The sequence below is a fragment of the Rhodococcus sp. EPR-134 genome, from assembly GCF_001647205.1.
GTDB lineage: Bacteria > Actinomycetota > Actinomycetes > Mycobacteriales > Mycobacteriaceae > Rhodococcus_F > Rhodococcus_F qingshengii.
Genome location: NZ_LVCT01000189.1, coordinates 1 through 13,038, shown reverse-complemented (window position 1 = coordinate 13,038; position 13,038 = coordinate 1). Strand labels below are relative to the sequence as shown.

Annotated in this window: 11 protein-coding genes; 3 read left to right on the top strand and 8 right to left on the bottom strand. The window is 62.5% G+C overall.

Translation table 11 applies throughout. The annotated features are described in order from the left end of the window. Positions 1-859: NAD(P)-dependent malic enzyme (locus A2J01_RS08500; protein WP_064112517.1), on the top strand; the 859-nt coding region annotated here is incomplete at its 5' end. A gap of 73 nt (positions 860-932) precedes the next feature. Here A2J01_RS08500 and A2J01_RS08495 read toward each other — a convergent pair. Genes A2J01_RS08495 through A2J01_RS08480 form a run of 4 tightly spaced genes read right to left on the bottom strand, consistent with a single transcriptional unit; the run spans position 933 to position 4,395 of the window. Next, positions 933-1,622 carry an ABC transporter permease gene (locus tag A2J01_RS08495; protein WP_064112516.1) on the bottom strand — a complete coding sequence of 230 codons (690 nt, stop codon included), beginning with the start codon at positions 1,620-1,622 and terminating at the stop codon, positions 933-935. Next, on the bottom strand, positions 1,619-2,302 hold the full coding sequence (locus A2J01_RS08490) for an ABC transporter permease (protein WP_007736121.1): 684 nt from the start codon (positions 2,300-2,302) through the stop codon (positions 1,619-1,621). The genes A2J01_RS08495 and A2J01_RS08490 overlap by 4 nt, the downstream gene beginning before the upstream one ends. Before the next feature lie 4 nt (positions 2,303-2,306). After that, on the bottom strand, positions 2,307-3,452 hold the full coding sequence (locus A2J01_RS08485) for an ABC transporter ATP-binding protein (protein ID WP_064112515.1): 1,146 nt from the start codon (positions 3,450-3,452) through the stop codon (positions 2,307-2,309). 4 nt (positions 3,453-3,456) lie between these two features. Then, positions 3,457-4,395, bottom strand: coding sequence for an ABC transporter substrate-binding protein (locus A2J01_RS08480; protein ID WP_003945094.1), 939 nt, complete (start codon positions 4,393-4,395; stop codon positions 3,457-3,459). 203 nt (positions 4,396-4,598) lie between these two features. Here A2J01_RS08480 and A2J01_RS08475 point away from each other — a divergent pair, with 203 nt between their 5' ends. Beyond that, positions 4,599-5,483 carry an ABC transporter substrate-binding protein gene (locus A2J01_RS08475; protein ID WP_064112518.1) on the top strand — a complete coding sequence of 295 codons (885 nt, stop codon included), beginning with the start codon at positions 4,599-4,601 and terminating at the stop codon, positions 5,481-5,483. A 21-nt stretch (positions 5,484-5,504) separates the two neighbouring features. On the opposite strand, the gene A2J01_RS08470 is transcribed toward A2J01_RS08475, so the two are convergent. The 3 genes from A2J01_RS08470 to A2J01_RS08460 are packed head-to-tail and all read right to left on the bottom strand — an operon-like array spanning position 5,505 to position 8,894. Further along, complete coding sequence (locus A2J01_RS08470) at positions 5,505-6,446, bottom strand: alpha/beta hydrolase fold domain-containing protein (RefSeq protein WP_063316844.1); 942 nt, start codon at positions 6,444-6,446, stop codon at positions 5,505-5,507. A 46-nt stretch (positions 6,447-6,492) separates the two neighbouring features. Then, positions 6,493-7,323, bottom strand: a complete 831-nt coding sequence (locus A2J01_RS08465) for an SDR family NAD(P)-dependent oxidoreductase (RefSeq protein WP_064112514.1) — start codon at positions 7,321-7,323, stop codon at positions 6,493-6,495. Beyond that, positions 7,320-8,894, bottom strand: a complete 1,575-nt coding sequence (locus tag A2J01_RS08460; RefSeq protein WP_064112513.1) for a flavin-containing monooxygenase — start codon at positions 8,892-8,894, stop codon at positions 7,320-7,322. Before A2J01_RS08460 ends, A2J01_RS08465 begins: the two co-directional genes overlap by 4 nt. 71 nt (positions 8,895-8,965) lie before the next feature. Here A2J01_RS08460 and A2J01_RS08455 point away from each other — a divergent pair, with 71 nt between their 5' ends. Further along, positions 8,966-9,595, top strand: a complete 630-nt coding sequence (locus A2J01_RS08455; protein WP_007736130.1) for a TetR/AcrR family transcriptional regulator — start codon at positions 8,966-8,968, stop codon at positions 9,593-9,595. Between the two features lie 72 nt (positions 9,596-9,667). Here the strand turns inward: A2J01_RS08455 and A2J01_RS08450 are convergent. Then, positions 9,668-13,038: multifunctional oxoglutarate decarboxylase/oxoglutarate dehydrogenase thiamine pyrophosphate-binding subunit/dihydrolipoyllysine-residue succinyltransferase subunit (locus tag A2J01_RS08450; RefSeq protein WP_064112512.1), on the bottom strand; the 3,371-nt coding region annotated here is incomplete at its 5' end.

Sequence of the window (13,038 nt, the reverse complement as noted above, 5' to 3'; positions counted from 1 at the left end):
GAACTCCATTCCGCTGGTTCTCGACACCAAGGACCCCGACGAGATCGTCGAGACACTCATCCGACTGCGTCCGAGCTTCGGCGCGGTCAACCTCGAGGACATCTCGGCGCCGCGTTGCTTCGAGATCGAGAAGCGCGTCATCGAAGCTCTCGACTGCCCCGTCATGCACGACGATCAGCACGGAACCGCCATCGTGGTCCTCGCGGCACTCAAGGGCGCCGTGAAGGTCCAGAGCCGCGACATCACCACACTCAAGGTCGTCATCTCCGGCGCCGGCGCTGCGGGTGTTGCCTGCGCGAACATCCTGCTCGCCGCCGGAATCAGCGACGTCATCGTGCTGGACTCGAAGGGCATCATCTCGGGTGAGCGCAGCGACCTCAACGACGTGAAGGCAGAACTCGCGGCCCGCACCAATCCCCGTGACCTGCATGGTGGTGCCATCGAGGCTCTCGAAGGTGCCGATGTGTTCCTCGGTGTCTCGGCGGGCAAGATCCCCGAGGAGCTCATCGCTTCGATGGCTCCCGAGTCGATCGTGTTCGCACTCTCCAACCCGGACCCGGAGATTCACCCCGAAACCGCGTCGAAGTACGCGGCGATCGTGGCGACGGGCCGTAGTGATTTCCCGAACCAGATCAACAACGTTCTTGCCTTCCCCGGTGTCTTCAAGGGCGCGCTCGACGCCGGCGCCCGTCGCATCACCGAAGGTATGAAGCTCGCTGCCGCCGAGGCAATCCTGACGGTGGTCGGCGACGAGTTGGCGGCGGACAAAATCGTCCCCAGCCCACTCGACCCTCGCGTGGCACCCGCAGTAGCGGAAGCCGTCGCGGCCGCAGCGCATGCTGAGGGCGTGACCAGCTAAGAGGGACTACGAAAGCCCCGATCGGAACCCGCACACAAGGTTCCGATCGGGGCTTTTTCGTGTGTACCGAGAGCTACAGACGAGTGAGGTCGGGTGTTCGGCGTAGCCTGCCGGTCCCGGGAACCGATGCCCAGACCACCAGCGCCAGTAAGCCGTCCACGACGAGAGCCACAACCGCGACCAGGATTGCGCCGACGACCACTCGGTCGTACTTGTAGAGCGCGAGACCGTCGAAGATGTACCGGCCGAGGCCGCCGAGGTTGACGTAGGCGGCGACCGTTGCCGTGGCAATCACCTGCAGTGTCGCGTTACGCAGTCCGCCGAGAATCAATGGCAGCGCATTGGGTATCTCGACGCGGAAGATCACTTGGAGTTCGGTCATACCCATCGCCCGTGCGGCCTCGACGACGCCGCGGTCGACGCTGGCGATTCCGGCGTACGTGCCGGCGAGTAGTGGGGGAATACCAAGAATGACGAGGGCGAGAATCGGCGGCATCACTCCCAGACCCATGAGAAGAACGAGGAAGGTCAGCAGGCCGAGAGTAGGCAGTGATCGCAGTGCGTTGACCAGACTGACGACCACGATCTCACCGCGACGCAGATGGCCGATGAGTAATCCGATGGGCACCGCGATCACAGCCGAAAGTGCCACGGCCAGAACGCTGTACCAGAGGTGCTGGAGGACGCGGGTGCCGATTCCGGTGTCGCCGCTCCAATTTCCGGGATCGACGATGAAGTCCCAGGCCCCGGTGAAGATGCTCATACGGGTTCCCCCTCGGCTGACAGGACGGCGGGAACCTTCGACGAGGTCGACGTTCTGGTCCACGGGGTCAGGAATCGGCCGATCAGATACAGGATCAGATCGAGCGCCAGTGCCAGCACGACGATCGCGATGATGCCCGCAACGATCTGGTCGGGATAGTCGCGGTCGTAGCCTTGTTTGAACAGGACTCCAAGCCCGCCGATTCCGATCAGAGATCCGACTGACACCAGCGAAATATTGGTAACGGCAATAACTCTGATGTTCGCGATCATCACCGGCAGCGCCAATGGCAACTCGACCGTCAGAGCGCGTCGTAGTGGTGTGAAACCGACGGCGGTGGAGGCGTCGATGACGTTGTCCGGCACCGAGTCGAGTGCTTCGGGTACTGCCCGGATGAGCAGTGCCGTCGCATACACGCTGAGTGCGATCACGACGTTGAGAGGATCAAGGGTCTTGAGTCCGAACAACTGGGGGATGGTGACGAACAGCGCGAGCGACGGAATCGTGAACGCAATGCTCGCCAGGGTCAACGTGATTCGGCGCAGCCATCTGACGTTGCGGATCGCTGTTCCGACCGGAACGGCAATCAGGAGACCGATCAGCAAAGGAAGCAGTGCCAGATACAGATGGGTCTTCGAGTAATCCACGACCGTCGAGAAATTGTCGATGAGCCAGCGCATGCCGCTACGACCCGAATCCCTCGGTGAAGGCGACTCGGTTGCGTTCCTCGTCCTCGCGTCGACGCTGATCTGCCAATTTCGCAACGACTTCGGAACCGAGGATCCCGCCGATGACCGCGCCCTCGCCGTCGACGGCAACACCGATACCGGAAGGCGACGAGATTGCCGCATCGAGTGCTTGGCGGAGATCGCCGCCGGGGGAGAACAGCGAACCACCGGCAGACGTCGACTGAGCAAGGGTTCGTCCCGAGCGCAGGCCTTCGACGCCGGTCACGTCGATCCATCCCTGCGGGGTTCCGTTGTCCGTGACCACGAGAACCCATTCGCCCAATTCGAGACGTAGAGCCTTCAATTCGTTCTCGACGGCCGTGCGTATGGGGTGCAACGGAACCTCGTCGGCAGCGCGGAACGACAATCCCCGATAGCCGCGATCGCGTCCGACGAATCCGGCGACAAAATCCGTTGCCGGAGCGGCCAACACGTCGCGAGGTGCCGCCACCTGCTGAAGCCGCCCGCCGGGACCGCAGACGGCAATGTGATCACCGAGTTTGACTGCCTCGTCGATGTCGTGGGTGACAAAGACGATCGTCTTCTTCAGTTCGCTTTGAAGACGGAGCATTTCGGTCTGCAGATCCTCACGCACCACCGGGTCGACGGCGCTGAAGGGCTCGTCCATCAACAGGATCGGCGGATCGGCAGCCAATGCTCGCGCAACTCCCACACGTTGTTGCTGCCCACCCGAGAGTTGCCCGGGATAGCGGGTGGCAAGGGAGATGTCCAGACCGACTCGTTCGAGTACCCCCAACGCGGCTTTGCGCGCTGCGCGGCGGGACTCACCGCGCAGTACCGGAACTGTTGCGACGTTGTCGATCACGGTGCGATGCGGAAGCAAGCCGGCGTTCTGGATGACGTACCCGATGCCGAGACGCAGCTTCACCGCGTCGGTCTGGGCGATGTCACGACCGTCGACGAAGATCTTGCCCGACGTCGGTGTGATCATCCGGTTGATCATGCGCATCGACGTCGTCTTGCCGCACCCGGACGGCCCCACGAACACCGTGAACGACTCGGCCTCGATGGTGAGATCGAGACGGTCGACGGCGGTGGTGCCGTCCGGATACTGCTTGGTGACGCCCTCGAAGGTGATCACGTGACTACGAGACCGGCTTGTCGAGGCCCTGCGCCGTCACCCACGCCTTGGCCGCCGCTGCCGGCTCCGTCTTGGTGTCGCCGGACACCTGGACGTTGAGTGCCAACAACTCTTCGGTGGTGAGCTTGGCGGACACCGCATCGAGGACTGTCTTCAACTTGTCGGAAGACTTCGACGCGCGCAGCACCGGCACCACGTTCTGAGCCGGGAAATTGTTCTTCGGGTCTTCGAGAACCACGAAGTTGTTCTCCGGGATGGAGGCCGACGTCGTGAAGATGTTTGCCGCGGTGATGTCACCGGAGGAGAGAGCCTTCACGGTTGCCGGTCCACCGCCGTCGGCGATCGGAACGAAGTTGGCTGCCGAGATGTCGAGGCCGTAATTGGACTTCAAACCGGGCAATCCGGCTGGACGTTCCTGGAACTCGGCCGGAGCACCGAACTTGACCTCGGCGGAATGCGGAGCCAGATCGGCGATCGTCTTCAGGTTCCACTTGTCAGCGGTTTCCTTCGTGACAACGACGGCGTCCTTGTCCTCGGCGGATGCAGGCGTCGCAATTGCCAATTCCGACCCGAGAGCTGCGGGAAGAGCAGCGAGGACGTCAGCGGAGCTGGTGGCCGTGCTGTCGGGATCCAAGTACTGCAGGAGGTTTCCCGTGTAATCCGGAATGACACTGATGGACCCGTCCTTGAGTGCCGGAATGTACGCCTCGCGGCTGCCGACGTTGAACGACGTGGACACATCGAACCCGTTGACACGCAGTGCTTCGGCGTAGATGTTGGCGATCGTCTCGGATTCGGTGAAGTTGGCGGAGCCGACAACGATCGCGTTGGGATCGCTGTTGGAGTCACCGTCGCTGCTACCGCACGCTGTCAGTGCAGTCAGAGAGACAACGGTTGCCGCGGCTACGAGCCAACGGTTGGAACGAAATCGTGAGGTGCGCATGAGCGTCCTTCCGGTTTTTCGGGCGTCCCGTGTTTCGGGCGTCGGAAACCATTCCCTTGTGGCGAAGCCACCCGAGTGACTTCGACGGCGCCGCCACCGAGTGGCTGCGTCAGGACTGGTTACCGCGCATCGCCCGACAAGTGTAACGATAGGTACCGACATGGCACGGTTTTCGATCCATGGGATTGGATGTGAGGATTTCGGTGAAGAGCAGACGCACGAAGTATTCGACTGTTGTTGCAGCACTGATGGTCCTGCCGATTCTCAGCGGATGCGCAAACGGTGATTCGGTGGTAGAGGGTGCCGAAGCGGAGTCTCGTGACCAGATCGTGGTGGCTGCTGACGCATCGGTGGAGAGTTCGGTGTTGGCCGAGGTGTATTCGACGGTGCTCTCCTCCTCCGGCCTGTCGGCTCGCGTCGAATCGGTGGGTGGTGGCCGAAACCAATCACTCGAGGCTCTGGACGCAGCGCGAGTCACTTTGGTGCCCGAGTTCACCGGCGCGCTGCTCGATCACTACGACCCGTCATCCCCGGCCCGCAAGGCCGACGACGTCTTCGAAGCCTTGAGTCGCTCTCTGCCGGAGGGTCTTTCGGTCTCCGACTATGCGATGGCCGAAGATCGTGCGGTCCTCGCACTCGACACCGGATACGCACAGTCGTTGGGAGCGAAGACGATAGAAGCCTTTGCTCCTTCGTGTGCCGCGGCGAGGCCGCTCGTCTCCGCGAGATTCGTCGAGGACGGGGCAGTGGAACAGTTGGCCGAGGGCGCCGAGTGTGTCTTCGCCGGTGTCGATCAGGCAACGCCGGCAGACGTACCCGGTGCACAAGTATTCGGAACCACGACGCTGTCGGCGTTGGCACAATCCGATGCCGTCACAGTGCTCGCTGATTCGAATCACGTTCTGGCTGCGCAGAATGTCGTTCCGCTCTTTCGAGCGGGCGCACTGGGAGATTCGGCTGTCAAGGCGCTCAGCGTCGTTGCCGGTGAACTGTCCACCACCGATCTCGCCGCAATGATCGAGCAGGTGCGGACCGGCAAGGCGTCAGCCTCGGAAGTCGCCCGCACCTGGTGGGACACCCGTCAGTGACATGGACGGGTGTCCCAGCCGTCAGTGACTGTTCGAGCCCACTGCTGAACTCGAATCATCCTTGGCACGAATCAGTTTCGATGCGATGAACTGGCCGAGGTCGGAAACGGCGTCTGCTGCTTCCTTCACCAGTGACGCCTGTGCGTGAGCCACGTGCCACAGTCGCGCGTACTCCACCAGGGACACGTCGACGCCGGCAGCGGAGAGCTTGTCGGTGAACGTCATGATCTGCGGGTAGAGGACTTCCTCGGAACCGACGTGAATCCTGGTGGGTGGCAACCCGTCGAGCTTGCCATGCATCGGTGCGTAGCCGGGATCAGTACGGTCGCCTCCGGCAAGGTAGGCGTCGGCGGCGTCGAAGGACCACGCTGTGTTGACCACCAGGTCGGCCTTTTTGGTAGCACTCCGATCGCCGGGATCGACCCACGGTGAGATCAGGGCAAGCGCGCCGGGGGTCACGCCGTGACGCTCGATCAGACGGATAGCGGTCGCCGCGGCCAGGCCGCCACCGGCCGAATCGCCGGCGATGGCAACGCGGTCTTCCGAATAGTCGAACTCGGTGACCAACTGCATGAAGGCTGAGACCGCGTCGTCGAGAGCGGCGGGATACGGATTCTCCGGCGCGAGACGGTAGTCCAAGGTGAAGACCGCACTGGACGACTCACGGGCGAGATGAGCTGCGAGAGAACGGTGTGTGGACAGCGAACCCAGCGTGTACGCCCCGCCATGCAGGTAGAGAACTGCGGTGGGGCGCTCGGTTGCGCCGACGGTGATCTTCTCTGCCGGTCGGCAAGCCAGCTCCAGCGGGCGCACGACGGCGCCCGCTGGAACCTGCTGTAGCGGTGCCCCGGCCTCGAGCAACAGACGTTGAATCCGATACGGCAGCCGCGAGTTGAAAGCCAGACGGAAGTACGGCTTCAACAAGAATGCGACCACGGGCAGCGGAAGGGTGAACGTGCTCACCGGCAGGGCTCCTGACTCTTTGTGCGAACTGCGCTGTGAAACGAACTCAGCTGGACTTGGGCATCATTCGGCCGGCGACGATCGCGACGATGCGCTGGTAGCCCGATCCTACGAGGCGAACCCAGGCGTCGAGTGCGATTGCGTCCATCCCGATGAGAACTCGCGGCTTGCTCTTCAGAACACCGTTGACGATCGTCTTGGCGGCGTCTTCCGGTGTGGTGCGCGCGAGCTTGCGGTCGAAGAACTCGGAGAAGACCGCAAGATCTTCACCCGGGCCTGCGGTGGCGTTGCGTGCGATGGCGGTCTTGATTCCGCCCGGGTGCACACAGGTCACCTTCACCGGGTGCTTGGCGATCAGCATTTCCTGGCGAAGCGACTCGGTGAAACCGCGAACGGCGAACTTGGCCGAGTTGTATGCGCTCTGACCCGGCATCGACAGCAGACCGAAGAGGCTCGACACGTTTACGATGTGCCCGTCGCCGGATGCGATGACGTGGGGGAGGAATGCCTTGGTGCCGTTGACAACTCCCCAGAAGTCGACGTCCATGACACGTTCGAAGTCCTTGAATTCGGACTTCTCGAAAGTGCCGTGGTAGGCGATTCCGGCGTTGTTGTAGATCTGGTTGACCTTGCCGAAATGGGCGACAACCGCGTCGGCGTACTCGAGAACCGCTTCGCGCTGGGTGACGTCGAGATGGTCCGACTTCACCTCGGCGCCGATGGCTTCCACCAGACGCGTTGTCTCGGCGAGCCCGATGGTGTCCACGTCGGAGATTGCCAACTTGGCGCCCTGGCCGGCCAGGTTCAGTGCTAGTGCGCGACCGATGCCCGATCCCGCTCCGGTGATGACTACGACCTTGCCTGCAAAATCACTCATTGTGCTACTGCCTTCTCGTCGTCGAGGTCGATCTGTGAAGTGGTCGCGGTGCCGACGGCGCCGAGATCCGAGGTGGCGACGCTGCGGTATGCCGCGAGGTCGAAATGCTTGGTGGCGTTGCGGAACTGGAAGGTGAAGCCAGGCCACAGGGTGGTGTTGTTTCCGTGCTTGTCCATGTACCAGCTGGCGCAACCGCCGTTGTTCCACACGCTCTTGGACATAGCTGCCTGCAGGTCCTTGTTGTACTTGTCCTGCTTGTCCTTGCGCACCTCGATGGTGCCGATGTCGTACTTGTCGATGGTGGTGATCGCGTCGACCAGGTAGTTGATCTGCGACTCGATCATGAAGACCATCGACGAATGTCCGAGGCCGGTGTTGGGTCCGACGAGGAAGAACATGTTGGGGAAGTTGGCAACTGCCGCGCCCTTGTATCCCTGCATGCCGGTCTCTTCGAAGACCTCGGCGAGCGAGCGTCCGTCCTTGCCGAAGATTCCCGCGAAGGTGGGGGAGTCGGTGACGTGGAATCCGGTCGCCACGACGATGGCATCGATCTCACGGGTGGTGCCGGTCTTCGAGACGATCCCGTTGGCGGTGACCTCCTCGATGCCTTCGGTCACCAGGTCGACATTGTCCTGGGCGAGGGTGGGGAAGTAGTTGTTCGAGATCAGCATGCGCTTGCAGCCGATCTGGAAGTTGGGCATGACCTTCTTGCGAAGATCCTTGTCCTTGATCTGGGCCTTCAGGTGACGCTCGGCGGCGAACTGCAACGGCTTCATGGAGACCGGCGCCTTGGCCAGGCCGACGACCTGCGTCTCTCGCATCCAGTAGATACCGGTGCGGCACAACTTCTGGAAGCCGGGGAGGTACTTGAACGCGAGGTGCTCGATCTTGGTGTACTCGCGGTCTGCGCGGGGCAGGATCCACGGCGCCGTGCGCTGGTACACGTCGAGATGCGAGACCTTCTTGCCGATGGCCGGCACGATCTGGATGGCCGAGGCGCCGGTTCCGATGACGGCCACACGCTTGCCGGTCAGATCGGCGTCGTGGTTCCAACGCGAGGAGTGGAAGATCTCGCCCTTGAAGCCGTCGATGCCCTTGATGTCCGGAAGTGAAGGCTCACACAATGCGCCGACGGCCGAGACGACGATCTTTGCGACGAATTCGCCCTTGTTGGTGCTGACGTGCCACCGAGCAGACGCCTCGTCCCAGCGTGCGGAGAGAACGTCGCAGTCGAAGATGTGCTTGTCGAGCACCTTGTGGCGGTTGGCCACCGACTGGATGTACTTGTATATCTCGGGCTGAGTGGAGAAGGAGCGCGTCCACTCCGGATTGAGTGCAAAAGAGTACGAGTACAAATGCGACGGCACGTCACACGCGGCGCCCGGGTAGCTGTTGTCACGCCAGGTCCCGCCGACGTCGTTGCCGCGCTCGAGAACGACGTAGTCGGTGATGCCGGCCTGTGCCAGTTTGATCGCCGCACCGAGACCGGCGAAACCACTGCCGATGATCAGTGTGCCGACGTGGCGAGTATCCGCGGCAGGTGCTGAGGTATCTGTAACTGGAAGACTCATGTAGGGAACGATATGCCTTTATTGAGTCACGGTCAATAGCTTATTGACGAATATTCAGTAGTCTATTGGGCATGGACGCAGTAAAGCGAACGCGGCTCGACCCTGCGCAACGCCGAGCGCAACTCATCGACCTCGGGGCGCGGATGCTGGCCGAACGGCCGCTCGAACAGATTTCCGTCGAGGACATCGCCGATCAGGCTGGTGTCTCGCGGGGGCTTCTGTTCCACTACTTCGCGTCGAAAAGCGAGTTCCATCTGGCGATCGTCCGACACAGCAGTGAACAGATGCTCCAGCGCACCGAGCCGAGCGAGTCGGACGATCCGATGCTCACCCTCCGCTCGGTGCTGGCGTCGTACGTCGACTACGTGACCGAGAACCGCAATACCTACGTCTCGCTGCTCCGGGGGACCGCCAGCGGGGATCCGCAGATGCGTGAGGTGTTCGAGCAGACTCGCGACATCATGGCCAAGAGAACCCTCGATCAGCTCCCGAAGATCGGCCTGACTCGAACACCTCAGGTGGAGTTGGCCGTTCGCGGTTGGATCGCGTTCGTCGAGGAAGCCACCATCAGTTGGCTCCGAGCGCCCGCCATCACCCGCGAGGAACTGATCGACCTGACGGTTCAGTCGTTGCCCGCGTTGGCACTGGCGGCCGTCGGCTTCGATGCCGGGCCGGATCTGGGTCTGCTGCAATCGAATTGACGTGAACGCAGAAAGGCCGGGCCCCACACTCCTTGCGGAATGTGGGGCCCGGCCCTTGTCAAATTACTGAGATCAGTTGGTCGGCAGGAACGCCTCGTCCAAGATCTCCTGCTGCTCCACCGCGTGGACCTTGCTCGATCCCGAAGAGGGAGCGGACATCGGACGACGCGAGATGCGCTTGATACCGGTCAAGGTCTCCGGCAGAAGGTCCGGCAGAGCCAGCCCGAGGAACGGCCACGCACCCTGGTTTGCGGGCTCTTCCTGGACCCAACGGAACTGATCCGCATTCGGGTAACGGTCCAGGGTCTCCTTGAGGCGACGCTTCGGCACGGGGTAGAGCTGCTCCATGCGCACGATGGCGATGTCGTCACGCTCGTCCTTGTGCTTCTTCGCCAGGAGTTCCCAGTACAGCTTGCCGCTGACCAGCAGAACCCGCTTGACCGATTCGCGTGCGCTTTCGCCGCTCTCGTATGACGGCTCCTCGAAGACCGAACGGAACTTGCCCGTCGTGAAGTCCTCGACGTTGCTGACGGCAGCCTTGTTACGCAGCATCGACTTGGGCGTGAAAACCACCAGCGGACGGCGGATGCCGTCGAGGTGATGGCGACGCAGCAGGTGGAAGTAGCTGGCCGGAGTCGACGGAACCGCAACGGTCATCGAGCCTTCTGCACACAGCTGAAGGAAACGCTCGATGCGACCGGAGGTGTGGTCCGGACCCTGACCCTCGTGACCGTGCGGCAGGAGCAGCACGACGTCGGAGAGCTGACCCCACTTGGCCTCACCCGAAGAGATGAACTCGTCGATGATGGTCTGCGCGCCGTTGACGAAGTCACCGAACTGCGCTTCCCACAGGACCAGAGCGTCGGGGTTACCGACCGAGTAGCCGTACTCGAAGCCCAGACCTGCGTACTCGGTGAGTGCGGAGTCGTAGACCATGAACTTGCCGCCGTTTTCGGCGTCGGCAGCGATCTTGGCGATCGGGCTGTACTCGTTGCCGGTCTTGCGGTCGATGAGGACCGAGTGACGCTGCGTGAACGTTCCTCGCTTGGAGTCCTGACCCGCGAGGCGGATCAAGGCACCCTGCTCGGCCAACGAGCCGAACGCAAGCAATTCTGCGAACGCCCAGTCGACATGTCCCTCACGGGCCATCTCGCGGCGCTTCTCGGCAACCGGCTTGACGCGCGGGTGAACGGTGAAGCCGTCGGGGACGTTGACGAACGCATCACCGATGCGCTCGAGGACCTCGGGAGCGACAGCCGTGGTCAGGCGAGCCGGGGGAGTCTGGTCGAGTTCGACGGACTCGGACGGTTCGGGCTGGAACTTCTCGAGTTCACGGACCTCGTTGAAGACCCGTTCGAGCTGGCCCTGGTAGTCGCGAAGTGCGTCTTCGGCTTCCTTGAGCGAGATGTCACCGCGGCCGATGAGGGACTCGGTGTAGCTCTTACGAACGCTGCGCTTGGTGTCGATGACGTCGTACATGGCCGGCTGGGTCATCGACGGGTCGTCGCCCTCGTTGTGACCGCGACGGCGGTAGCAGATGAGGTCGATGACAACGTCCTTGCCGAACTTCTCACGGAAGTCGACGGCCAGCTGAGCAACCCAGACGCAAGCCTCGGGGTCGTCGCCGTTGACGTGGAAGACCGGTGCGGCGATCATCTTCGCGACGTCGGTGCAGTACTCGGACGAGCGTGAATGTTCCGGAGCGGTGGTGAAGCCGACCTGGTTGTTCACGACGATGTGCACGGTGCCACCGGTGCGGTAACCGCGAAGCAGCGAGAGGTTGAGCGTCTCGGCGACAACGCCCTGACCGGCGAATGCAGCGTCACCGTGCAGCATGAGCGGCAGGACGGTGAAGCCTTCTTCACCCTTGTCGAGGATGTCCTGCTTGGCGCGGACCAGGCCTTCGAGAACCGGGTCGACGGCCTCGAGGTGCGACGGGTTTGCGGTCAAGGAGACAGCGATGTCGTTGTCACCGAACATCTGGATGTACGTTCCGCTGGCACCCAAGTGGTACTTCACGTCGCCGGAGCCGTGAGCGGCTGCCGGGTTCATGTTGCCCTCGAACTCCGTGAAGATCTTGGAGTACGGCTTGCCGACGATGTTGGCAAGCACGTTGAGACGGCCACGGTGCGGCATGCCGATGACGACCTCGTCGAGCTGGTGCTCGGCGGCCTGGTCGATCACGGCGTCCATCATCGGGATGACGGCTTCGGCGCCTTCGAGCGAGAAGCGCTTCTGGCCGACGTACTTGGTCTGCAGGAACGTCTCGAAGGCCTCGGCGGCGTTGAGCTTGCTCAGGATGTACTTCTGCTGAGCGACCGAAGGCTTGGCGTGATGGCCCTCGACGCGGTCCTGGATCCACTGACGCTGATCCGTCTCGAGGATGTGCGTGTACTCGACGCCGACGTGGCGGCAGTACGCGTCGCGCAGCACGCTCAACACGTCGCGCAGCTTCATCTTCTCTTGACCGTGGAAGCCGCCGACCTTGAACTCACGGTCCAGATCCCACAGCGTCAGGCCGTGGCTGATGACGTCGAGGTCGGGGTGGCTGTGGAACTTGTCCTTGACGAACTGCAACGGGTCCGTGTCGGCCATGAGGTGGCCGCGGTCACGGTATGCAGCGATCAGTTCGAGAACGCGGGTGTTCTTGTCGACAGCGCCTTCCGGCACGTCCTTGCGCCACCGCACCGGCTCGTACGGGTTGCCGAGCGCGTGGAAGATCTCGTCGTAGAACTCGTCGCTGATCAGCAGGTTGTGGATCGTGCGCAGGAAATCGCCCGACTCGGCACCCTGGATGATGCGGTGATCGTAGGTCGAGGTGAGAGTCATCAACTTGCCGACGCCCATCTCGGCCAGCTTCTCGTCGCTGGCGCCCTGGAACTCGGCGGGGTATTCCATCGCGCCGGCACCGATGATGGCGCCCTGGCCCTTCATCAGGCGAGGAACGGAGTGAACCGTGCCGATACCGCCCGGGTTGGTCAGCGAAATGGTGACGCCGGTGAAGTCTTCGCCGGTGAGCTTGCCTTCACGGGCGCGTCGGACGATGTCTTCGTACGCCGCGTGGAACTGGACGAAGTTCATCGACTCGGTGTTCCGGATGGCGGCAACTACCAGTGAGCGGTTGCCGTCCTTTCCGGGAAGGTCGATCGCGAGTCCGAGATTGGTGTGCTCGGGCGTGACCGCGTTCGGCTTGCCGTCGATTTCGGCGAAGTGCCGGTTCATGTTGGGGAACGCGTTGACTGCCTGGACGATCGCGTAACCCAAGAGGTGGGTGAACGAGATCTTGCCGCCGCGGGTACGCGCGAGGTGGTTGTTGATGACGATGCGGTTGTCGAACATCAGCTTCGCGGGGATGGCACGCACGCTGGTTGCAGTCGGGATCTCGAGCGAGAGCGACATGTTCTTGACGACTGCGGCTGCGGCGCCGCGGAGAACCTTGGTTT

Bases quoted from the DNA above. Each gene is read 5' to 3' on its own strand.
- A2J01_RS08495 (WP_064112516.1), bottom strand. From the start codon at position 1,622: ATGAGCATCTTCACCGGGGCCTGGGACTTCATCGTCGATCCCGGAAAT.
- A2J01_RS08490 (WP_007736121.1), bottom strand. From the start codon at position 2,302: ATGCGCTGGCTCATCGACAATTTCTCGACGGTCGTGGATTACTCGAAG.
- A2J01_RS08480 (WP_003945094.1), bottom strand. From the start codon at position 4,395: ATGCGCACCTCACGATTTCGTTCCAACCGTTGGCTCGTAGCCGCGGCA.
- A2J01_RS08460 (WP_064112513.1), bottom strand. From the start codon at position 8,894: ATGAGTCTTCCAGTTACAGATACCTCAGCACCTGCCGCGGATACTCGC.
- A2J01_RS08465 (WP_064112514.1), bottom strand. From the start codon at position 7,323: ATGAGTGATTTTGCAGGCAAGGTCGTAGTCATCACCGGAGCGGGATCG.
- A2J01_RS08455 (WP_007736130.1), top strand. From the start codon at position 8,966: ATGGACGCAGTAAAGCGAACGCGGCTCGACCCTGCGCAACGCCGAGCG.